This window comes from Demequina litoralis (assembly GCF_030418455.1).
Lineage (GTDB): Bacteria > Actinomycetota > Actinomycetes > Actinomycetales > Demequinaceae > Demequina > Demequina litoralis.
Genome location: NZ_JAUHPW010000007.1, coordinates 136,190 through 157,784, shown reverse-complemented (window position 1 = coordinate 157,784; position 21,595 = coordinate 136,190). Strand labels below are relative to the sequence as shown.

Here is a 21,595-nt window from a genome sequence, read left to right as displayed (position 1 = left end):
ACATGCGCACCTCGTTCTAGGTTGGCCTGTGGGGAGACACGAGGGAGCACGCATGAGCTGGACCGCCGACGACATTCCCGACCTGACCGGACGCGTCGCCGTCATCACGGGCGCGAACGGCGGGCTCGGGCTCGCCTCGACCCTCGCGCTGGCGCGCCGCGGCGCGCACGTCGTGATGGCCGCGCGCGACCCCGCCAAGACGGACGATGCGCGGGCCGCAGTCCTCGCCGAGGTCCCGGGAGCCTCGCTCGAGACGGTCCCGGTCGACCTCTCCTCGCAGGCGAGCGTCCGCGAGGCCGCGGAGGCGATCGCGTCCGCGCACCCGGTCGTCGACATCCTGCTGGCCAACGCGGGTGTCATGGCCATGCCCGAGCGCCGCACGGAGGACGGCTTCGAGACCCAGCTCGCCGTCAACCACCTGGGCCACTGGACGCTCGTCTCGCGGCTGCTGCCGAGCCTGGTCGCGGCCCCCGCGGCGCGCATCGTCACCCTCACCTCGATCGCGCGCCTCAACGCGACGCCGCTCGACCCCGCCAATCCGCACCTCGAGGGCGAGTACGACGACTGGCGCGCCTACGGGCAGTCCAAGCTCGCCGCGCTGCAGACGGCGCTCGGGTTGGACGATGCGCTGCGCGCCGCGGGCACGCCCGCCCGGGCCCTCTGCGCGCACCCGGGCATCTCGCACACGGACCTGCAGAAGCGCACGGTGCGCGAGGGCGGCGGAGGCAGGCAGGGCCCGTTCTGGGAGGCCTACGCGGAGCAGCGCGGCATGCCGCCCGAGCAGGGGGTGCTCCCCCAGCTGCGCGCCGCCACCGACCCGCACGCGCGCGGCGGCACGCTGTGGGGACCCCGATTGGGGCTGTCCGGCCCCCCGACCCGCAAGATGCTGCTGAGGCGCGGCCTCATCGAGGCCGGCATCCCCGGGCTGTGGGAGGCCTCGATCGCGCTGACCGGCGCGCGCATGGACGTCGAGGCGGCCGCGGCTGCCGCCCGCGCGAAGGAGGCCACCCCGTGAACCGCACCGAGCCCTCGGACGTCCTCGTCTTCTTCGGCGCGACGGGCGACCTCGCGCGCAAGATGATCTTCCCCTCGCTCTACGGGATGGTGGTGGCCGACGAGCTCCACGTACCCGTCGTCGGCGTGGCCTTCTCGCAGTGGGGCATCGACGACCTGCGCCGGCGCGCGCGCGAGTCGGTCGAGGCCGCGGTCCCGGAGGTCGACGAGGACGCCCTCGAGAGGCTGCTCGGCCTCCTGCGCTACGTCGACGGCGACTACCGCGACGCCGCGACCTTCGACGCGCTCAAGGAGTCCGTGGGGGACGCGCATCGTCCCGTGCACTACCTCGCGATCCCGCCGGTGATGTTCGCGACCGTGGTCGAGGGTCTCGCCCGCGCGGGCCTCAACCGGCACGCGCGGGTGGTCGTCGAGAAGCCGTTCGGACGGGACCTCGCCTCGGCTCAGGAGCTCGACGCGGTGGTGCGCGAGGCCTTCCCCGAGGAGTCGGTGTTCCGCATCGACCACTACCTCGGCAAGGAGGAGATCATGAACCTCCTCTACTTCCGCTTCGCGAACTCGTTCCTCGAGCCCGTGTGGAACCGCCAGCACGTCGCCAGCGTCCAGATCACCATCGCCGAGGACTTCGGCGTGCAGGGGCGGGGCTCGTTCTACGAGTCCGCGGGCGCGCTGCGCGACGTGCTCGAGAACCACATGCTGCAGATCGTGGCGCTGCTCGCCATGGAGCCGCCCGCGTACCAGGGCTACGGCGCGGTGCACGAGGCGAAGGCCAACGTGTTCCGCGCGATCCGCCCGCTCACCAGGAACGACATCGTGCGCGGCCAGTTCGAGGGCTACCGCGACGAGCCCGGCGTGGCGCGTGGCTCCGACGTCGAGACCTTCGCCGCGGTGCGGCTGTTCATCGACTCGTGGCGGTGGGCCGGGGTGCCCTGGTACCTGCGCACGGGCAAGAACATGCCGGTCACGGCGCACGAGGTCGTGGTCGAGTTCAAGAAGCCGCCGCAGGCGCTCTTCGACGACGCGATGATGGCGCAGCACCCCAACCACCTGCGCTTCCGCCTCAAGCCAGACCCGGAGATCGCGCTCGGCGCGCGCGTCAAGACCCCGGGCGAGGAGTTCGTCGGCGAGCAGCGCGAGCTGGTCGCGGCGACGGGCGACACGGCGGCGCGCGAGCCGTACGAGAGGCTGCTCGGCGACGCGATCCAGGGCGACCGCGCGTTGTTCACCTCGGAGGACTCGGTCGAGGCCGCGTGGCGCGTCGTCGACGCGATCCTCACCGACCACGCCCCCGCGATCCGCTACGCCCCCGGCACCTGGGGCCCCACCGAGGCGGACACGCTCATCGGCGCCGACGGCCCGTGGCACGACCCGTCCCTGCGGGATTCGAACGGAAGGAAATGACATGCAGCTGGGCATGATCGGGCTCGGGCGCATGGGCGCCGGGCTCACGCGCAGGCTGATCCGCGACGGCCATACGGTCGCCGTCCACGACGTCTCCCCCGCCGCCATCGACGCGCTCGCCGCGGAGGGCGCCGTCGCGGTGCCCGAGCTCGCGGGCTTCGCCGAGACGCTCGACGCGCCCCGGGCCGTGTGGGTGATGGTGCCCGCCGGCGCGATCACGCAGCAGGTGATCACGTCGCTCGCCGCGGTGCTCGAGCCCGGCGACACCATCATCGACGGCGGCAACTCGTACTACCGCGACGACATCGCGCACGCCGCCGCGCTCAAGGACCAGGGCATCGCGCTGGTCGACGTGGGCACGTCGGGCGGCGTCCACGGGCTCGAGCGAGGCTTCTGCCTCATGGTCGGCGGGGACGATGCGGTGGTCGCCCGGCTCGCGCCGATCTGGCGGACGATCGCGCCGGGCATCGACGCGGCCCCTCGCACCCCGGGCCACGCGGGCGACCCCGCGCCCGGCGAGGAGGGCTGGCTGCACTGCGGCCCGACCGGCGCGGGCCACTTCGTCAAGATGGTCCACAACGGCATCGAGTACGGCCTCATGGCGGCGTACGCGGAGGGGCTCAACGTGCTGCGCAACGCGAACGTCGGCGGGGTCGAGCGCACGGCGGACGCGGAGACCGCGCCCCTCGCCCACCCCGAGTTCTACCGCTACGACGTCGACACGGCCGCGGTCGCGGAGGTGTGGCGGCGCGGCTCGGTGATCGGCTCGTGGCTGCTGGATCTCACGGCGCAGGCGCTGCACGAGGATCCGAACCTCGATTCCTTCTCCGGCCACGTGGCGGACTCGGGCGAGGGCCGCTGGACGTCGATCGCGGCGATCGACGAGGGCGTGCCGACCCCGGTGCTCACCACCGCGCTCTACAGCCGGTTCGCGTCGCGGGACCTCGACGACTACGCGCAGAAGACCCTGTCCGCGATGCGCAAGGGCTTCGGCGGCCACGAGGAGAAGCCCACCGGCGAGTAGCCGAGGGGCGCCCGAGGCTCGGCACGCACGCCTCCACGCCTCCACGACGCTCGCCGAATTCATGCACGAAGCGACGGAAGAGGCGGGGCCCACCTCATGCCGGGCCCGTCCGCACGCACGATGCGTGCGCAGCGTGCGCGTTCGCGCGCGCATCGTGCGCCTGGCGGCGGGTTCCACTGCGCGCCCTCCGCGAGATTCATGAAGTCGGCGAGCATCGGGGAACGATGGCGGCACGCCCTCGCTGATCGCACCCGGGCACCCGCGACGGCTCAGGTCATGACCCAGCCGACGAGCAGGAGCAGGCCGGCCGCGACCACGCCCCAGGTGAGCCACGATCCGATGCGGAGGTCGGGCGCCGCCTCGCCGTTGCCGGGCGGGCGGGCGTGGGTGCGCCACGAGAACCAGCCCTGGGCCGCCGCCGCGATCGCCAGCAGGAGCACCAGCCCCGCCGCTCCCAGCCGCCAGCCCTCATCGATCGGCACGTCGAGCGCGACGAGCAGCAGCGCGGTGATCAGCAGCCCGACCGCCGTGCGGATCCACGCCAGGAAGGTGCGCGCGGCGTCCACTCCTCGACGCTACTCCGGGGCGGCGGCCGGGGCATCGCGCACCCCGGCCGCCCCCGCGGCGTCAGGCGGCGCCGAGGAAGAAGTCCACGGCGGCCTGCGGGCCGTCGAGGAACTCCGTGGTGCCGCCCATGATGCGCGGCTGCGCGTAGACGGGGTTGGGGACCACGTGCCCGCCGCCGTCGACCGAGAACAGCAGCACGGGGGCCGCGCCGTCGTACGCGGTGACCGTGACGTCGCTGGCTCCCGCGGCGTCGGTGTTCGCGAAGGCCGCGACCTGCGGCGTCATGCTGAGGCCGTTGCGCTCCGCGACGAACGCGGCGCTCTCCTCCGCCGACAGCACCTGGCCGAGGCTGCCCGCGAAGCCGCCGGCCTCGCCGCCCTCGAACGGGTTGATGGGGTCGTCCGAGCCGAGCACGAGCATGGTCGGCACCGCCGCGCCCGAGGCCTCGCACTCGTTGTTCGAGGGCGCCGGGTACGCCGCCGCGAACGGCGCGATGCCCTGGACCAGGTCCGGCGCCTCCTCCGCGAGACGGATCGACATGTGGCCGCCGTTGGACAGGCCGGTCGCGAACACCATGTCCGCGCCGGCACCGTCGAGTGCGGCGACGTCGGCCACCACGGCCCGTGCGAAGGCGACGTCGTCGACGTCCCTGATGCGCGCGGGGTACGGCGTGCTCGCGCGGCAGTCGTGCCACGTCTGCTTGAAGCCCTCGGGGTAGACGGCGACGAAGCCGCGCTCGACGGCGAGCTCGTCGAAGCGGTAGCCGCTCGCGCCGCGCAGGCCCTCGGCGTCCATGCGGGAGCCGTGGAACGCGAGCACGATGGGTGCGTCGGCGGGCAGGTCGTCGGGCACGACCGCGACGTACTCGCGGGTCATGCCGTCGACCTCGAGCGTGCGGCGCTCGACGGTGGCGGCGAGCTCGGGCTCGTCGGCCGAGGGCGCGTACAGGAACCAGGCGGCGAGCCCGCCCAGCACGAGCACGAGCCCGCCGAGAACTGCGCCGGTGATCGCGAGGGCCCGCTTCCAGCGGGGACGGCGGGGCCGGGCACTCTCGGGCGCCGCGGAGACGGTGGTGTCAGGGACGGTCATCGTCGACCTTTCTCGTGGGGAGGGAACGGCGGGGCGGCTCGAGGGTCGCCCCGCCGTGCGTGCCGTCAGCCGACGGCGTGGGTCTTCGCGACGGTGAACAGCAGCGCGTGGACGCGGTCGCGCAGGGCGTGGCCCATGCCGACCGGGTCGGCCTCGGCCGCCGCCGCGGTCGCCTTGACCGTGGCGCTCGGGAACACCGCGAGCATGACGTCGTTGCCGCCGAGGGCCGCGAGCTGCGGGTCCATCCAGGAGCCCAGCACCGCGTCGGTGGACACGAAGCCCTCGAAGCCCCACTCGCCGCGCAGGACGCCCTGGAGCAGGTCCTCGTTGCCGCCGGCCCACGAGCCGCCGAGGTTGATGAACGAGCTCATGGCGCCCGCCGCGTCGGCCTCCTTGACCGCGATCTCGAAGGGCTGCAGGTACAGCTCGCGCAGGGCCTGCTCGGACGCGAACACGTTGATGCCCGAGCGCGCGTTGACCTCCTGGTCGTTCAGCACGAAGTGCTTGATCGTGGTGGGCACGCCCTGGTCCTGCGAGCCGGAGACGACCGCGGCTGCCATCTTGCCGCTGACGAGCGGGTCCTCCGAGAAGTACTCGAAGTCGCGGCCGCCCAGCGCCGTGCGGTGCAGGTTCATGCCGGGGGCGTACCAGACCTCGACGCCGTAGGCGCTGGCCTCGCGTCCCACGGACTCGCCGAGCGCGTACGCGAGCTCGTCGTTCCAGGTCGACGCCACCACGATCTCGGTCGGGTACGCCGCGGCGTCGATCGCCGAGAACAGCGAGTTGAGACCGGCGGGGCTGTCGAGCATCGTGATCGACGGGACGCCGAGGCGCTCGACCTCGGCGGTCTTGTACGCGCCGTACGAGAACAGCTCGATCTGCTCGTCCAGCGTGAGCTGGTCGAGGAATGCGTCCCAGGCCGGGTCGTCGTAGTCGAGGCCCGCGAGGTCCGCGAGGACGAGGCCGTTGTCGGCGCCGTACGCGGGCGCGTCGCCCTCGGCCGGCTCGATGACGGGGTCCATGAGCGCGAGGACCTCGTCGGAGGCGGCCTCGGTGCCGTCGGGTGCCGTCGGGTAGGTGCCCTCCCAGTCGGCGCGCGACAGGTAGGTCAGGTCGCCCTCGACGTAGTCGAAGCGGCTCTCGTACGCGACGCCCGTGTCGGGGTCCACGTCGTAGGCGACGTCGTTCGCGACCGTCGTGGTGGACGATGCGACGGGCGTGTGGACATCGAGGCGCGCCGAGATCTCGTAGTCGCCCGCCTCGAGGACGTAGCGGCCGGCCTCGGTGTCCCACGACGCCATGTCCTGCACCGCGAACTCGACGGTGACGGTCTCGGACGCGCCGGGCGCGAGCTCCGCGGTCTTGGCGTAGCCGGCGAGCTCGATCGCCGACTTCTCGATGCCGCCGTCCGTGTAGGGCGCCGAGAAGTACACCTGGACGACGTCCTTGCCCGCGACGTCGCCGGTGTTGGTCACGGTGACGTCGACCGTCACCTTCTCGTCGGCGAGGACGGGCTCCGCCACGTCCCACGCGAAGTCGGTGTAGCCGAGGCCGTGGCCGAACGGGAACTGGACGGTGTCGAGGTAGCCCGCCTCGTCGTCCGCGTACCGGGTCTCGTAGTAGCGGTAGCCGACGTAGATGCCCTCCTCGTACTCGAGGAAGCTGCGACCCACGTTCGTGTAGTCGTGGTCGCCCATGTTCTCGACGCCGGGGGCCGACGTGACGTCGTACGCGTACGTGTCGGTGAGGCGGCCCGAGGGGTTGACCTCGCCGCTCAGCACCTTGGCGAGCGACACGGCGCCCTGCGGGCCGGGGGTCCCCATCCACACGGCGGCGGTGATCTCGGGGTACTCGTCGAGGAAGCCGAGCTCCATCTGGTTGCCCGAGTTGACGACGACGATGACGTCGTCCTGCGCCGCGGTGACGGTGTCGAGCAGCGCGCGCTCCTCGGCGGTCAGGCGGAGCTGGTCCGGCGAGAGGTCCGAGCCCTCGCCGCCGCTCGCACCGAGCACGACGATCGCGGTGTCGGAGAACTCCGCGGCCTGCGCCATCACGTCGTCGGTGAGGTAGTCGGGTGCGGGCTCGGCGGTGCCCGCCGCGCCCGTCGCCATCTCGGCGATCTGCACGAGGAAGTTGCTGGAGCCCTCGGTGTGCTGGGCACCGGCCTCCTGCATCGTCGCGTACAGGTCCTCGTTGTAGGCGATCCCCTGCCCCTCGAGGGCCTCGAACAGGGTGGGCGCACCGGCGACGCTCGTGCCGCCGGAGCCGCCGCCGCCGAGGCGGAGGTTGAAGGACGCGAACGAGAAGACGTTGACGCCGCCGTCGAGCGGCAGCGCGTCGCCGTCGTTCTTCAGCAGCACCATGCCCTCGTCGGAGATGCTCTCCGCGACGTCGAGCGCCGCCTCGCGGGCGGCGGCCGCCTCCGCGGTGTCGTCGGTGAACGTCAGCGAGGCGACGCGCGACAGACCGCCGACGTACGGTGCCGCGAGCACGACGATGCCGACGCCCGCGGCCGCGGTGACGCCCCAGCCGACCGCGCGGCGGGGACGGTGCTTGACCTTGCGGTAGACCCGCTCGCGCCGCTTGAGGGCGCGACGCTCGGCACGGTTCATGGTGGCGCGCACCTCGGCGCGCTCGTCCTTCGACGCCTTCTTCGCGTCGCGGGCCGCCGTGCGGTCCGCCGCCTTCGCCGCCGTGCGCTCGTCGGGCGTCATCGCCTTGAGCTCGTCGCGACGGGCACGCTTGGCCGCACGCTCGTCCTTGACGCGCGCGACGGCCTCCTGCTTGATCTCTTTCCGGTGGGACATGTCTCTCTCAGTCGTTGCTGGGGACGCGCTCGCTCCTTCGCCGAGCGCGCCATGCCGATGCCACCTGGCGCACGCCGCGCCAGAATCGGCCGTTGACCATGAGCAGCAGGCCGTCGAGCATCGCGTCGTCGATCCTTCCGCCGCTCATCCGTGCGACCGACCTGAAGGGCAGGTCGAGCACGAAGCGTGTGTTGTTGGCCGCATGCGGGCGGCCGAGCGCCATCAGCACCGCGTACGCGGCCTCGATGACGCGGTGGAGCAGGCCGGCGAAGCCGCCGCGGCCCTGCGTCTGCGCGATGATGTCGTCGCGCGTGAGCGGCTGACCGACCGGCCAGCGCGGCGACGGCAGCCTCCGCCCGAGGAGCGCCTCGAACTCGAGGTCGTTCGCCTTCTCCACGTGGCCGTCGACGTAGTGCGGGAGCCGCGCCTCGTCGACCGCGGGCATGGGCTCGCCGTCGACGTCGAGCTCCCGCCGCAGCCGGATGTCGCGGGACGATGCGCCGGCCAGGACCGCGTACGTCCCGCCGACGGTGCGCCAGTCTCCGCGCGCGACGTCGTAGATGTCGAAGGCGTGGTCCGCGTACGGGATCTCGACGGTTGCGCTCTCGCCGGGCATGAGCGCGACCTTCGCGAAGCCGCGCAGCTCGCGCGGCGCGCGGACCTGGCCGACCGCCGCGTCGGGCGCCTCGACGTAGAGTTGGACGGTCTCCACGCCCTCGCGCTCGCCGACGTTCGTCACCGTGACCCGGGCCGAGGCCTCCCCCGCCTCGAGGTCCGTGTACCGGAACCGCGTGTAGCTGAGGCCGTGGCCGAACGGGAAGCGGACGGGGGTCTCGGTCTTGTCGAAGTAGCGGTAGCCCACGTAGATGCTCTCGCGGTGCTCGGCCGTGGCCTCGCCGCGCGCGAACGTGGTCGAGGACGGCACGTCCGCGTAGACGAGCGGGTACGTCTCGGCCAGGCGGCCGCTCGGGTCGACAAGGCCCGTGAGGACGTCGGCGACGGCGCGTCCGCCGCCCTGGCCCGCGAGGTACGAGTGGACGATCGCGCCGGCCTCGTCCGCGAAGGGCAGCTCGACGGGAGCGCCGCCGGCCAGCACGACGACGACGCGCACGCCCGACTCGATGAGCCGATGCGCGAGCACGAGCTGGTTCTGCGCGAGCCGCATGTGGGAGCGGTCGACGGCCTCGGCCTCGGCGGACTCGTCGAGGCCGAGGAACAGCAGCACGACGTCCGCGCGGCGGGCCAGCCGCATCGCACGGCGGCGGAGGCGACGCGAGGGCTTGTCGCGGCGCGCGAAGCCCGCCTCGTAGCCGACGATGTCGAGGTCGCTGTCGCGCAGGGCGTCGAGCGCGGACTCCACGCGCGTGGGGTTGACGAGCGAGCTGCCGGCGCCCTGGTAGCGGGGCCGCGCGGCGAAGTCGCCGATCACCGCGACGCGGCCGCTCTCGGGCCGCAGCGGGAGCAGCTCGAGCGGGTTGTCGAGCAGCACGATCGACCGGCGCGCGGCCTCGACCGCGAGCTCGTGGTGGGCGTCGTGGTCCACCGGTGCCGGCGCATCGTCCCTCCGTGTGCGCTCGATGAGCGCGAGGAGCTCCGCGACGCGCGCGTCGAGGACGGACTCGTCGAGCGTCCCGGCCTCGACCGCCGCGACGATCTCGCGGTCCGTGGCCCCGTCGGTCGACGGCATCTCGAGCGCGTTGCCGGCGACGAGGCCCGCGACGCGGTCGTTGTTGCCGCCCCAGTCGGTCACGACGAGACCGTCGAAGCCGAAGGTGCGACGCAGGATCCGGTCGAGGAGCTCGACGTTCTCGTTCGCGTACGTGCCGTTGACCTTGTTGTACGCGCTCATCACCGTCCACGGGTCGCCCTGCTCGACCGCGATGCGGAAGCCCTCGAGGTAGGTCTCGTGCAGCGCGCGCTCGTCGACGATCTCGTCGATCGTCATGCGGTGCGTCTCCTGGCTGTTGACCGCGAAGTGCTTGGCGCTGGCGGCCACCCCCTGCGACTGGATGCCGCGGATGAGCGCGGCCGCGCAGGTGCCGGACAGCAGCGGGTCCTCGGAGAAGTACTCGAAGCTGCGCCCCGCGAGCGGGTTGCGCTTGATGTTGAGGCCCGGGCCGAGCAGCACGCTCACGTCCTCGGCGGCGGCCTCGGCGCCCAACGCCGCGCCGACGCGCGCGAGGAGATCCGTGTCCCAGCTGCTCGCGAGGGTGGCGGCGGGCGGGAAGCATGTGGCGGGGATGCTGGCGTTGAGGCCGAGGTGGTCGGCGGCGCCGCCCTGCTTGCGCAGGCCGTGCGGACCGTCGGTGAGCATGATCGAGGGCACGCCGACCCGCTCGACGGGCTTCGTGTGCCAGAAGTTCGCGCCGGACATGAGCGACGCCTTCTCGGCGAGCGTGAGCTCGGTCCGCAAGCGTCGTCGGTTGTCGGAGATCGTCATCAATCGGTACCTTGGTTCAAGTTCCACCACGTGGTGGAGTTCTGCGGATGAGCGTAACAACTTCCACCGGATGGTGGAAATCGCGTGGATCCGCCCTGGAAGGAGACGATCCCGATGCCCGAGGGCTACGCGACCGGACGCGCGACCAAGCAGTCGATCGTCGAGAGCGCCGCCGCCGCTTTCGCGCAGAAGGGCTTCTACGGCGCATCGCTGCGGAGCATCGCCCGCGAGGCCGGCGTCGACCATTCGACGCTCCTCCACCACTTCGGCAACAAGACCGCCCTCCTGCTCGCGGTGATCGAATGGCACGACTCGCGGAGCATGCCCGAGGAGCTCCCGGAGACGATCGACGCGGAGTACATCGCGGACGGCTTCGCGGCCACGGCGGCCCGCAACGCGGAGACCCCGGGCCTCGTGCAGCTCCTCTCGGTGCTGACCGCCGAGGCGGGAGCCGAGAACCACCCCGCGCGCGAGACGCTCCAGCGCCGCCACGGCCTCGTGACCGCGCTCATCGCGTGGACGATCCGTACGCAGCGCGCGGAGCACGAGGGCCACGACGACGACCTCAGCCCCGAGGACCGCGCGGCCGTCGTCGTGGCGAGCTGGGAAGGCCTGCAGGTCTACGATGCGCTCCACCCGGGCCAGCTCGACGTGCCCGCGCTCGTGCGTGCGATGCTGCGCGACGCCTTCCTGCTCGACTGACGCCTCCGCGCACGGCGCGGGCGGGCCGACCGCTCGGCGAGCGCGGCTCCCGCGAGACGCTGGGCCTGCGCGAGCGAGATCGGGTCGATGGTGAACATGGGTGCTCCTTCGTGCTGGCTACGGAGGAGCTGTCGGACAGGACGCAGCGATGTGACGTGTCGCGAGGGGCGGTGGGCCGACGCGGCCATCGGCGGCTCGCACTGTCGGCACGGACGGGATCCGTTGGGGATCGCGTCCGCGGGTGGGCGGCGGGGCGGGAGGCCCTCTGCTCGTCTCACGCGGTCCGTGAGGACCTGATCCGACCTTATGGCACGGCGAGCCGCGGGCGCAAAACGCGCGTCAGAACAGGGTGAGCGGCTCGGGCGCGGGGGCCGCCGCATCGCCCCCGTGCGGGCGGGTGCGCCGCCACTCGCCCTGGTCGTCGCGCGCGTTCGCCCGCGACGCGACGGTGCCCGTGTTCGGGTCCTCGGGCGTGCGCGCGAGCCCGTGCGCGGCGATCAGCGGCGCGATGCGCGCGGCGAGCCGGCGGCGATACTCCTTCGGCGCGTACGAGCCGTCGGCGTACAGCTCGCGGTAGCGCGCCACCAGGTCGGGACGATGCGCGTGGAGCCACCGCGCGTACCACTCCTTCACGCCGGGCCGGAGGTGCAGGGCGGTGTAGGTCACCGAGCTCGCGCCGGCCGCCTTGATGCGGCCGAGCGCGGCGTCGAGGTGCTCCTCCGAGTCGGTGAGGAACGGCAGGATCGGCATCATGAAGACGGCGACATCGAAGCCCGCCTCGGCGGCCGCGGTCACGGTGGCGAGGCGCGCCTGCGTGGTGGGCGTGCCGGGCTCGATGGCCTGCTGGAGCTCGTCGTCCGCGATCGCGATGGACAGCGCGAGGTCCACCGGCGCGGACCTTCGCGCCGCCGCGAGCAGCGGCAGGTCGCGACGCATCAGCGAGCCCTTGGTGAGGATCGACATGGGGGTGCCGGAGTCCGCGAGCGCGCGGATGATGCCGGGCATGAGCCGGTAGCGGCCCTCCGCCCGCTGGTACGGGTCCGTGTTGGTGCCGAGCGCGACGTGCTCGCGCCTCCACGACGCCTTGGCGAGGTCCTTGCGCAGCGCGTCGGCGACGTTGATCTTGACGATGATCTGGCGGTCGAAGTCGACGCCGGCGTCGAGCTCGAGGTAGCGGTGCGACGGCCGCGCGAAGCAGTACACGCACGCATGCGTGCAGCCCCGGTAGGGGTTCACCGTCCAGGTGAACGGCAAGGCGCTGCCGGGACCGACCCTGTTGAGCGCGCTCTTGGCGAGCACCTCATGGAACGTCACGCCCGCGAAGTCGGGCGTGGTGACCGTCCGCACGAGGTTCGACATCCTCGCGAGCGCGGGCAACGCATCGTCCGTCTCGGCGCGCAGCGCCTGTCCCTCCCACCGCATGCCCTCATTCGAACACCTGTTCGAATCGCGGTCAAGGCGACGCGCGGGCCGCTCACCCTTCCGCGGCGGCCACCTCGATCTCGGACCGGCCCTCCGCCGGGGACTCCAGCGCGAAGGCGAACACGGGCTCCGCCCCCTCCGCGACCTTGATCGCCAGCGTGTGCAGCGTCGCGTCGAGGCCGGACTGGTCCCCCACGGCCCACGCGGCGGTGTCGCCCTCCTCGCGGGACTCGAGGGCGCCGTCGCCGTAGCACCACGCGTCGAGGACCCACCCGCGACCGACCGGCTGCGGCTGCACCTCCTCGCCCGTGCAGGGCGCGAGCACCGTCGCGTCCGCGAGGAGGACGTTCGAGAGGTGCGGCTCCGAGGACGACAGCGACAGCGTCGTGGGACCGGCGGCGGGAGCGTCGACGGCCACCCGCATCGGCAGGGACCAGCCGCCCGTGGTGGTCCAGTACGCGGTGATGGCGGCCTCGTAGTAGTCCGCGCTCGGGTCGAGGTCGTCCTGCCGGTGGACCTCGACGCATGCGTCGACGACGCCCGAGGCGGCCACCTGGACGTCCAGGATCGGGTAGCGCACGGACGGCTCGTGCCAGCTCCCGCGGAGGCATTCGCGCCCCACGAGGTCGCCGTCGAAGCCGGGGCGGACGGCGCCCAGCGAGGGGTCCACGGGAGGCGCCTCGGCCTCCGGCGCCGCGCCGACCACGGCGCGCGCGACGAGCCACCCGGCGACGGCGACGAGCACCACCGCGACGACGACGAGCACGCGCCTCATGATCCCCCCCGTTCGGCGGCGCCCCCGCGCGCGGCCTGGCGCGAGCCTATCCGCCGAAGTTCCGCCCGGCCAGCGCATCGTCCCTGCTCACGGCCGTGTCGCTCGGGCCGATCCATGACCCGTGACCTACGTCCCTTTTACCTTTCCTTGTGAATCGGCAGACTCTCCGGGACGGGCGCACCATGGACGATGACGCCTGCGACGCGAGCCGAAGGAGACGAGCGCCATGCACACCCTCACCCAGCTGGACCGACTTGACCTCGCGCCGGAGGTGCGCGCCGCCCTCGAGGCGGCCCCCTCGGTGACCATCCCCGCGACGCGCGAGGAGCTCTACCGGCTCTCCCTGGGCCCCGACGGCGGGCCCCTCTTCTGGGTCGACTACGACGTCGACGGCGAGGTCGTCACGGAGGCCACCGTGACCCGCTGCCGCAACGGCATCGCGGTCAACTACCCCGAGGACTACATGCGTCGCCGCGACCCGCAGTGCATGGTCATCGCGGACGACCGGCCCACCGACAAGACGCGCTTCCGCGACCGCTTCGGCCACCGCTTCGACGAGACCCGCGCCGAGACCCTCGCGTGGCTGTCGCACCAGGACCTCGTGGTGGTGCCGTTCAAGGCGGGCGGGCCGACGCACGGCTCGCCGTCGATCGCGATCGTGCCCGCCAACTCGGCCTTCTTCGCGACCGCGCTCGTGTACCTCCAGGGCTGGGTGACGTTCGACGAGCTCGGCGACTTCGCACCGCGCTCGATCCTCTACGTCGCTCCCCCGTTCCGGCACACGCACTTCGACGGCAAGCAGGTGGTGGTGCACGACCGCTCCGAGACGCTGCACGAGATCTTCGCGTACAACCTGTACCCGGGTCCGAGCGCGAAGAAGGGCGTGTTCTCGGTGCTGCTCGACATCGGCGAGCAGGAGGGCTGGATCACGGCCCACGCCTCGGCGGTGCGCGTCACGACCCCGTACGACAACGAGACGGTGATCATGCACGAGGGCGCCTCGGGCGGCGGCAAGTCCGAGATGTGCCAGGAGCTGCGCCGCGAGGACGACGGCCGCATCCTGCTCGGCACCAACGTCGCCACCGGCGAGCCGTACCTCATCACGCTGTCCGAGACCTCGGACCTCGCCCCGGTCACCGACGACATGACGCTGTGCCACCCCGCCGTGCAGGACGGCTCCGGGAAGATGGTCGTCGCGGACGCCGAGTCCGGCTGGTTCGTCCGCGTCGACAACCTCAGGTCCTACGGCGCGGACGTGCACTTCGAGCGCGCGGTCATCCACCCCGACGAGCCGCTCGTGTTCTTCAGCATCGACGGCGTCTCCGACGCGACCGCGCTGCCGTGGGAGCACACCTTCGACTCGACCGGGAAGCCGTGCCCCAACCCGCGCGTGGTGATCCCCCGCGAGATGATCCACGGCATCGTGCACGAGCCCGAGCCCGTCGACGTCCGCACGTTCGGCGTCCGCATGCCCGCGTGCACCACCGAGAAGCCCACCTACGGGATCATGGGCATGACCCACTTCGTGCCGCCGGCGATCGCGTGGCTGTGGCGCCTCATCGCGCCGCGCGGCGACAAGAACCCGTCGATCGGCGAGGCCGCGGACGCGGTCAAGACGCTCGAGCATGGCGGCATGGTGTCCGAGGGCGTCGGCTCGTACTGGCCGTTCTCGACCGGCACCCAGGTCGAGGCGGCCAACCTGCTCCTCAAGCAGATCCTCGAGTTCAACCGCACCCGCTACGTGCTCACGCCCAACCAGCACGTGGGCGCGTACAAGGTGGGCTTCTCCGCCGAGTGGCTCACCCGCGAGTGGCTGGCCCGCAAGGGCGGCGGCCGCATGCGCGCCGACCAGCTCGAGCCCGCCCGCTGTCCGCTGTTCGGCTACGCGCCCAAGGAGATCACCCTCGACGGCCAGCCGATCCGCCGCACGCTGCTGCGCCCGGAGATGCAGTCCCACGTGGGAGACGCGGCGTACGACGCCGGCTGTGCGATCCTCACCGGCTTCTTCAAGTCGGAGCTGCAGAAGTTCCTCACCGACGACCTCGACCCGCTGGGCCGTCAGATCATCGAGACGTGCCTCAACGACGGCACCGTCGCGGACTACGAGGCGCTCACGCCGATGTACCTGTAGCGGTTGACGGCGCGGCCGGGGCGGCGCACGGTGGGCTCATGACCGAGCCCGCCGGCGCTCTCCAGCTGCGCCTCGTCGTCCACGCCGCGGACCTCGACGCCGCCGTCGCGTTCTTCCGCGACGCGCTCGGGCTGCCCGCGGAGCTCGACCTCACCACGCCCGTCGACGGACCCGGCGAGGACGCGCGCGTCGTGGTGCTCGACGCGGGTCGCGCGACCCTCGAGCTCGTCAACACGCCGCAGCGCTCCCTCATCGACTCCCTCGAGGTGGGACGCGACGTCTCCCGCGAGATCCGGGTCGCCCTCGAGGTGGACGATGCGGCGGACGCCGCCGCACGCGCCGCCGCCGCCGGCGCGCAGGAGGTCGCGCCACCCACCGCCACCCCGTGGGGCTCCCTCAACGCGCGCCTCGAGGGCCCCGCCGGGCTGCAGCTCACGCTGTTCCAGCAGGTCGAGCCCGAATAGGGCGCGCTAGCGTGGAAGGCGAGGCGCCCCGGCCGCCTCGCGCACAGGGACGAGGCGGCGACGCCGCCGCTGGGAGGGGCGATGGCTGCAGCCGCGGTGACCGACCCCTCGACGCGCGACGCCGCCGAGGTCGCGAGCGCCGTCGCCACGGACGTCGATCGCGGGCTCGCCGCCGCCGAGGCCGCCGCGCGGCTGGATCGTGACGGGCCCAACCGGCTCGAGGAGGAGCGCACCGTCCCCGCATGGCGGCGGCTCCTGTCGCAGTTCGCGGACCCGCTCGTGTACCTCCTCCTCGCGGCGGCGGTCATCTCGCTCGTCGCGTGGTCGGCCGAGGGCTCCGACGGCGTGCCCTACGACGTGCTCGTCATCATGGTCGTGGTGCTCGCCAACGCGGTGCTGGGCTTCGTGCAGGAGCGGCGGTCGGCGCAGGCCGTCGCGGCGCTGCAGCGGATGGCGGCCGCGAACGCGGCGGTGATCCGCGACGGCGGCCTCGCGCGCGTCCCCGCCTTCGACGTCGTGGTGGGCGACCTGCTGGTCCTCGCGGAGGGCGACGCGGTGCCGGCCGACGCGCGGCTCGTCGACGGCGCGCTGTGGGCCGCCGAGGCCTCGCTCACCGGCGAGAGCACCCCGGTCGCCAAGTCGCCCGCGCCGCTCGCCGAGCCGGCGGAGGTGGGCGACCGCACGTCGATGGTCTTCGCCGGCACCGCGATCACGCGCGGCACCGCCCGCGCGATCGTGACGGCGACCGCGATGGACACCGAGACCGGCCGCGTGGCGCGGCTGCTGGGGGCGACGGAGTCCGACCCGACGCCCCTCGAACGGGAGATCGCGCGCCTGGGCCGCGTGCTCGGCCTCGGCGTGCTCGGCATCGCCGCGGTGGTCATCGCGACGGTCGCTCTCACCCAGGACATCTCGTCGCTGCAGGACGCGGTCGACGTGCTGCTGCTCGGGGTCGCGCTCGCCGTGGCTGCGGTGCCCGAGGGGCTGCCGGCGATCATGTCGGTGGTGCTCGCGCTCGGGGTGCAGCGGATGGCCCGCAGGCATGCGATCGTCAAGGACCTGGCGTCGGTCGAGACGCTCGGCTCGGCCTCCGTGATCTGCTCGGACAAGACCGGCACCCTCACGCAGAACCGCATGGCCGTCACGCGCATCGTCACCGCGGACGGGACGGCATCACCCGCCGAGGCGTCGCGTCTCGCGCGCGAGGCCGTCGCGTTCGGCGCGCTCGCCTCCGACGCGACGGTCGCCGGCGACGGCGGCTTCGAGGGCGATCCCACCGAGGTCGCGTTCCTCGAGGCGGAGCGCGAGCTCGAGGCCGAGGCCCTGCGCTCGGGCTTCGACCGCGTGGACTCCGTCGCCTTCAGCTCGGAGCGCCGCCGCATGTCCGTGCTCGCGACCCACGACGACCGCGCCGACGTCCTCGCGGTCAAGGGCGCCCCGGACGTCGTCCTCGCCCGCTGCGCGCGGCTGCGGACCACGGAGGGGGACATCGTCCTCGACCCGGAGAGGCGGAGCGGCCTCGATGCCGCGATCGACACGCTGGCCGACGGGGGCATGCGCACGCTGGCCGTGGCCGTCCGCGAGGCCCCCGCATCGTCCGCGCAGGAGCACCACGAGGTGGACCTCACGCTGCTCGGCGTCGTCGGCCTCGAGGACCCCCCGCGCGACGAGGCGCGCGCCGCGGTCGCCGAGGCGCAGGCCGCCGGGATCCGGGTGGTGATGATCACCGGCGACCACCCGCGCACCGCCTCCGCGATCGCCTCCCAGCTCGGCATCGTCCCGCCCGGATCCCCCGCCCTCGCCGGTGCCGCCCTGTCGCGGATGGACGATGCGGCGCTGGCCGCCGCGGTCGAGGACGCCTCGGTCTTCGCGCGGGTCGCGCCCGAGCACAAGCTGCGGATCGTCGACGCGCTCCAGGCGCACGGCGAGGTGGTGGCGATGACCGGCGACGGCGTGAACGACGCCCCGGCGCTGCGCAGCGCGGACATCGGCGTCGCGATGGGGCGCGGCGGCACGGAGGTCGCGCGCGAGGCCGCCAACATGATCCTCACGGACGACGACTTCGCGACCATCGTCGAGGCCGTGCGCGAGGGCCGCGGCATCCTCGACAACATCACGCGCTTCCTGCGCTTCCTCATCGCGTCGAACCTGGGCGAGGTGCTCGCGGTGTTCATCGGCGTGGTGCTGGCGGGCTGGCTGGGGCTGCGGAACGCCTCGGGCGCGGTGGTGGCGCCGCTGCTCGCCACGCAGATCCTGTGGATCAACCTGCTCACGGACCTCGGGCCCGCGCTCGCGGTGAGCGCCGAGCCCTACGCCGACGACCTCATGGAGCGGCGGCCGCGCCGTCCCGGGACGCCCATGATCTCGCGACGCATGTGGACCGGGATGGCCTTCACCGGAACGGTGATGGCGGCGGTGACGCTGGTGACGTTCGACCTGTTCCTGCCCGGCGGGCTGCTCCCCGGCTCATCCGACCTCGACACCGCGCGCACCGCGGCCTTCACCGTGCTGGTGATCGCGAACCTCACGGTCGCGTTCGCGGCACGGTCGGAGACCCGCAGCACGCTGCACCGCCTCTTCTCCAACCCGTGGCTGTGGGGCGCGGTGGGCCTCTCGCTCGCGCTGCAGGTCGCGGTGGTGCACCTGCCCGTGCTCAACGAGGCCTTCTCGACGTCCCCCCTGTCGCTCGCGCAATGGGGTGCCTGCGCGGTGCTGGCGCTGGCGGTGCCGCTCGCGATCGAGGCACGCAAGGCGGTGCTGAGGTCCCGCGACCGGGCCGCGGCGCGCGGGTAGGTTGGGGCCGTGACCAGCCCCCACGAGATGAAGGCCGCGATGGCCGAGGTGCCCGTCGAGGACCCCACGCGGACCGAGTACGAGAAGCTCGAGAACGACGAGTGGTTCAAGTACCGCGCGGGTCCGGAGCTGGCCGCCATGCAGCGCGCCACGCTGGCCCGGCTCCGCGAGCTCAACGCGCGCTACTACGACGACCCGGTCGGGTCGACGGCGGGGCTGGCGGAGCTGGTCGGCGAGTGCGGCGAGGGGCTCGACTACCGGCCGCCGCTCTACCTCGAGTACAAGGAGCGCGTGCGCTTCGGGCGCAACGTCTTCATCAACGCGAACCTCATGATCCTGGGCTCGGGCATCGTCACCATCGGCGACAACGCGCTCATCGGTCCCGACGCGCGCTTCTACACCGTCAACCACGCCTTCGACGTGGAGATCCGGCGGGAGGGCTGGGAGCGGGCCTTCCCCATCACGCTCGAGGCGGACGTGTGGCTCGGCGGCTCCGTGGTGATCTGCCCCGGCGTGACGATCGGCCGCGGGTCCGTGGTCGCGGCGGGCTCCGTGGTGACCAAGGACGTGCCGCCGATGTCGGTGGTCGGCGGCAACCCCGCGCGCGTGATCCGCACGTTGTGACCTCGCTCCTGCCGACCCAGCGGCCGCTCGCCCGCGACGAGCTCGGGGCGGTGCTCGCGCCGCTGGGCCGCGTCGCCGACCACTGGCTGCTGTCCGGCGGCACCTTCTCCGCGGTGCAGGGCGTCGAGCTGGTGGGCGGCGGCACCGTGGTGGTGAAGACCTCGGTGCCCGAGGTCCGGGACATCCGCGGCCGGTCGCGCCTGCTCGGCTACGAGCACGACATGCTGGGCGCGGAACGCGACAACCTCGCGCTCGTCGCGGGCCTCGGCATCCCGGCGCCGCGCATCGTGCTCGAGGACTTCTCGCGCGAGGCCGCCGACGTCGACGTCCTCGTGATGACCATGCTGCCGGGCATGGCGTGGGACTCCGCGGTCGACGTGATGACCCCGGCCACCAACGACCGCGCCCTCCACCAGGTGGGCGGCATCCTGGCCGCGCTCGGGTCCGTGCGCGGACCGCGGTTCGGCTTCCCCGCGGACGGGTTCCGGCTCGGGGACGACACCTGGCCGGGCTTCCTGCGCCGGCTCGTCGCGTCCGCGGTGGACGATGCGGCGGCCTGGGACGTCGACATCGAGCCGCGACGCCTGGAGGCGGCGGTCGACGTGGCCGCGGGCGCGCTCGCGGAGGTGACCGAGCCGACGCTCGTGCACGCAGACCTGTGGCACGGGAACGTGCTGGTGGACCCCCAGACCGGGGACATCACCGGCGTGGTCGACTTCGAGCGCTCGCTGTTCGGCGACCCGCTGTGGGGCCTCGCGGGCGGCGAGACGCACGCGTCGGGCCCCTTCGAGTCTGCGAAGGTGCGCGGCTACGAGGCCGCCACGGGACGCCCGCTGGCCATGGGTCGCGCCGCGGAGCTGCGGGTGGCGCTCTACCGGCTGTGGTCGATGGCGGTCCAGCTCACCGAGATCGGGCCGCGCGGCTTCGAGGGACCGTGGCTCGACGGCCACCGCGCGTCCCTGCGCGCCAACCGCGAGCGTCTCCACGCGATCCTCGGGGTGTGAGGCTCGGGGTGTGAGGCTCAGCGCTGCCGCTCGAGGTAGGCGATGACGTGGTCCGCGACCTCGGCCCAGCCGGAGTCGATGAGCAGGGTGTGCCCGCGGTCGGGCAGGTCGAGGAACTCCGTCTCGCACGGGTTCCGGCTCTGGATCCGGAACGTCTCCGCGCTGATCGCCGGGTCGACCAGCCGGCTCCTGCCGGCGGACACGACGAGCATGGGGCCGCGCTCGCGGTTGACGGTGTCGACGCTCGCAGGGGCCCGCGGGTCGCGGCGCAGCGAGGCGAGCTCGAAGCCCACGCGCGCCGAGCCGGGCACGTGACGCGTCTCCCACAGGGTGCGGGCCTCGTCGACGTTGACCGCGTTCGCATACGCGTAGCGGAACTCGGGGAAGGTCAGCCGGATGGCGCGGTCGCGGTTCTGCGGGTCCCGCAGCACCGGCGCGGCGGCCTGGAGCATCGAGTCGGGCGCGCGCGTCGAGCCCTTCATGGGCGCGGGGGCGATCGCCACGGTCGCCCGGGCGAGGCCCTTGCCGGCGAGCTGCTGCGCGGTGAGCGCGCCCACGCCGTGCCCGACGAGGAGCGGCCTCTCGCGCAGCGCGCCCACCACCATCGCGGCATGCTCGCGCACGTCCGCGAGGCTCACGCCGGCCACCGCGTCGGGGTCCGCGAGCGCCTCCTCGAAGGTCTCGGGCTCGCGCGGCCACTCGACCGCGACGGTCGTGAAGCCGTGCTCGCCGAGGCGGTCGCGCCAGGGCTCCCAGGCGTCGACGAGCGCCCACAGCTCGTGCAGCAGCACGACGGCGGGGCCGTCCGCCGAGTTCGCGGCGTCGACCTGTTCTCGCTCGCGGAGCGTGAGGGTGTGCGTCAGCATGGCTCTCCCCCGAATCTAACCGCGGGCCCGACCGCTCGCCACGGCAGCCGCGCGGACCGTCAGCTGCCGCGCGACGCCGCCTCGAGCCGCTCGAGCGCCGCGAGCGCGGCGGCGCGGCGGCCCCACGGCACGAACACGTGGTCGTGGTGGAAGCCCGCGACCACGTTCGCGCTGATCCCCTCGTCGGCCAGCACGCGGGCGAACACCGCCGTGAGGCCCACGGCCTCGAGCGACGAGTGGACCTCGAGGGTGATGCGCGCGGACGGGAACTCGTGCGGCAGGTCCAGGGCCCGCGCATCGTCCTCCCGCAGGACCACGGTGACCCCCTCGGACTCCTCGACGGTGACGACGGGGCTCCGGCCCTCGGGCACCACGGAGACCGACGCCCACACGTAGCGCTCGGGATCGAGCCGCACGCTGAGGTTCGACAGCAGCTCCGCGAGGTCGGTGAGGGCCATGAGGCCAGGGTAGG

At 73.1% G+C, this 21,595-nt stretch carries 17 protein-coding genes; 9 read left to right on the top strand and 8 right to left on the bottom strand.

Annotated features, from left to right (window positions below; all coding sequences use genetic code 11):
* Positions 1 to 52: 52 nt before the first annotated feature.
* The 3 genes from QQX09_RS10405 to gnd are packed head-to-tail and all read left to right on the top strand — an operon-like array spanning position 53 to position 3,439.
* Positions 53 to 1,015 (top strand): SDR family NAD(P)-dependent oxidoreductase, encoded by a 963-nt coding sequence (locus QQX09_RS10405; RefSeq protein ID WP_301134325.1) that lies wholly within the window; start codon positions 53 to 55, stop codon positions 1,013 to 1,015.
* The gene (gene zwf, locus QQX09_RS10400) at positions 1,012 to 2,415 is read left to right on the top strand and encodes a glucose-6-phosphate dehydrogenase (RefSeq protein ID WP_301134323.1); all 1,404 of its coding nucleotides are present in this window, start codon (positions 1,012 to 1,014) and stop codon (positions 2,413 to 2,415) included. Before QQX09_RS10405 ends, zwf begins: the two co-directional genes overlap by 4 nt.
* 1 nt (position 2,416) lies before the next feature.
* On the top strand, positions 2,417 to 3,439 hold the full coding sequence (gnd, locus tag QQX09_RS10395; RefSeq protein ID WP_301134320.1) for a phosphogluconate dehydrogenase (NAD(+)-dependent, decarboxylating): 1,023 nt from the start codon (positions 2,417 to 2,419) through the stop codon (positions 3,437 to 3,439).
* 269 nt (positions 3,440 to 3,708) lie between these two features.
* Here gnd and QQX09_RS10390 read toward each other — a convergent pair whose 3' ends face one another.
* From QQX09_RS10390 to QQX09_RS10375, 4 genes are all read right to left on the bottom strand, one after another.
* Complete coding sequence (locus tag QQX09_RS10390) at positions 3,709 to 4,005, bottom strand: DUF202 domain-containing protein (RefSeq protein WP_301134318.1); 297 nt, start codon at positions 4,003 to 4,005, stop codon at positions 3,709 to 3,711.
* Positions 4,006 to 4,066: 61 nt separating this feature from the next.
* Positions 4,067 to 5,095: a CE1 family esterase gene (locus QQX09_RS10385; RefSeq protein ID WP_301134316.1), complete on the bottom strand. Its 1,029-nt coding sequence runs from the start codon at positions 5,093 to 5,095 to the stop codon at positions 4,067 to 4,069.
* Positions 5,096 to 5,160: 65 nt separating this feature from the next.
* Positions 5,161 to 7,902, bottom strand: a complete 2,742-nt coding sequence (locus QQX09_RS10380; RefSeq protein WP_301134314.1) for a glycoside hydrolase family 3 protein — start codon at positions 7,900 to 7,902, stop codon at positions 5,161 to 5,163.
* A 7-nt stretch (positions 7,903 to 7,909) separates the two neighbouring features.
* On the bottom strand, positions 7,910 to 10,342 hold the full coding sequence (locus QQX09_RS10375; protein ID WP_301134311.1) for a glycoside hydrolase family 3 C-terminal domain-containing protein: 2,433 nt from the start codon (positions 10,340 to 10,342) through the stop codon (positions 7,910 to 7,912).
* 84 nt (positions 10,343 to 10,426) lie between these two features.
* On the opposite strand from QQX09_RS10375, the gene QQX09_RS10370 reads away from it, so the two are divergent.
* Positions 10,427 to 11,044, top strand: a complete 618-nt coding sequence (locus QQX09_RS10370) for a TetR/AcrR family transcriptional regulator (RefSeq protein ID WP_301134309.1) — start codon at positions 10,427 to 10,429, stop codon at positions 11,042 to 11,044.
* A 339-nt stretch (positions 11,045 to 11,383) separates the two neighbouring features.
* On the opposite strand, the gene QQX09_RS10365 is transcribed toward QQX09_RS10370, so the two are convergent.
* Entirely contained in the window at positions 11,384 to 12,466 is a 1,083-nt protein-coding gene (locus QQX09_RS10365; RefSeq protein WP_301134307.1) for an Rv2578c family radical SAM protein, read from the bottom strand.
* Between the two features lie 52 nt (positions 12,467 to 12,518).
* Complete coding sequence (locus QQX09_RS10360) at positions 12,519 to 13,241, bottom strand: hypothetical protein (RefSeq protein WP_301134304.1); 723 nt, start codon at positions 13,239 to 13,241, stop codon at positions 12,519 to 12,521.
* Positions 13,242 to 13,467: 226 nt separating this feature from the next.
* On the opposite strand from QQX09_RS10360, the gene QQX09_RS10355 reads away from it, so the two are divergent.
* The 5 genes from QQX09_RS10355 to QQX09_RS10335 all read left to right on the top strand — a co-directional run bounded on the left by QQX09_RS10355 (position 13,468) and on the right by QQX09_RS10335 (position 20,257).
* Positions 13,468 to 15,372: a DUF4914 family protein gene (locus tag QQX09_RS10355; RefSeq protein WP_301134302.1), complete on the top strand. Its 1,905-nt coding sequence runs from the start codon at positions 13,468 to 13,470 to the stop codon at positions 15,370 to 15,372.
* 38 nt (positions 15,373 to 15,410) lie between these two features.
* Positions 15,411 to 15,836 (top strand): VOC family protein, encoded by a 426-nt coding sequence (locus QQX09_RS10350; RefSeq protein WP_301134301.1) that lies wholly within the window; start codon positions 15,411 to 15,413, stop codon positions 15,834 to 15,836.
* Positions 15,837 to 15,917: 81 nt separating this feature from the next.
* Positions 15,918 to 18,629 carry a cation-translocating P-type ATPase gene (locus QQX09_RS10345; protein WP_301134299.1) on the top strand — a complete coding sequence of 904 codons (2,712 nt, stop codon included), beginning with the start codon at positions 15,918 to 15,920 and terminating at the stop codon, positions 18,627 to 18,629.
* A gap of 9 nt (positions 18,630 to 18,638) precedes the next feature.
* Entirely contained in the window at positions 18,639 to 19,253 is a 615-nt protein-coding gene (locus QQX09_RS10340; protein WP_301134296.1) for a sugar O-acetyltransferase, read from the top strand.
* Entirely contained in the window at positions 19,250 to 20,257 is a 1,008-nt protein-coding gene (locus tag QQX09_RS10335; RefSeq protein WP_301134295.1) for a phosphotransferase family protein, read from the top strand. Before QQX09_RS10340 ends, QQX09_RS10335 begins: the two co-directional genes overlap by 4 nt.
* Positions 20,258 to 20,274: 17 nt before the next feature.
* On the opposite strand, the gene QQX09_RS10330 is transcribed toward QQX09_RS10335, so the two are convergent.
* The gene (locus QQX09_RS10330) at positions 20,275 to 21,123 is read right to left on the bottom strand and encodes an alpha/beta hydrolase (protein ID WP_301134292.1); all 849 of its coding nucleotides are present in this window, start codon (positions 21,121 to 21,123) and stop codon (positions 20,275 to 20,277) included.
* Between the two features lie 59 nt (positions 21,124 to 21,182).
* On the bottom strand, positions 21,183 to 21,581 hold the full coding sequence (locus QQX09_RS10325; RefSeq protein WP_301134289.1) for an ACT domain-containing protein: 399 nt from the start codon (positions 21,579 to 21,581) through the stop codon (positions 21,183 to 21,185).
* Positions 21,582 to 21,595: the final 14 nt, after the last annotated feature.

Bases quoted from the DNA above. Each gene is read 5' to 3' on its own strand.
- QQX09_RS10375 (WP_301134311.1), bottom strand. From the start codon at position 10,342: ATGACGATCTCCGACAACCGACGACGCTTGCGGACCGAGCTCACGCTC.
- QQX09_RS10405 (WP_301134325.1), top strand. From the start codon at position 53: ATGAGCTGGACCGCCGACGACATTCCCGACCTGACCGGACGCGTCGCC.
- QQX09_RS10365 (WP_301134307.1), bottom strand. From the start codon at position 12,466: ATGCGGTGGGAGGGACAGGCGCTGCGCGCCGAGACGGACGATGCGTTG.
- QQX09_RS10350 (WP_301134301.1), top strand. From the start codon at position 15,411: ATGACCGAGCCCGCCGGCGCTCTCCAGCTGCGCCTCGTCGTCCACGCC.
- QQX09_RS10330 (WP_301134292.1), bottom strand. From the start codon at position 21,123: ATGCTGACGCACACCCTCACGCTCCGCGAGCGAGAACAGGTCGACGCC.
- QQX09_RS10345 (WP_301134299.1), top strand. From the start codon at position 15,918: ATGGCTGCAGCCGCGGTGACCGACCCCTCGACGCGCGACGCCGCCGAG.
- gnd (WP_301134320.1), top strand. From the start codon at position 2,417: ATGCAGCTGGGCATGATCGGGCTCGGGCGCATGGGCGCCGGGCTCACG.
- QQX09_RS10325 (WP_301134289.1), bottom strand. From the start codon at position 21,581: ATGGCCCTCACCGACCTCGCGGAGCTGCTGTCGAACCTCAGCGTGCGG.
- QQX09_RS10355 (WP_301134302.1), top strand. From the start codon at position 13,468: ATGCACACCCTCACCCAGCTGGACCGACTTGACCTCGCGCCGGAGGTG.
- QQX09_RS10385 (WP_301134316.1), bottom strand. From the start codon at position 5,095: ATGACCGTCCCTGACACCACCGTCTCCGCGGCGCCCGAGAGTGCCCGG.
- QQX09_RS10380 (WP_301134314.1), bottom strand. From the start codon at position 7,902: ATGTCCCACCGGAAAGAGATCAAGCAGGAGGCCGTCGCGCGCGTCAAG.
- QQX09_RS10360 (WP_301134304.1), bottom strand. From the start codon at position 13,241: ATGAGGCGCGTGCTCGTCGTCGTCGCGGTGGTGCTCGTCGCCGTCGCC.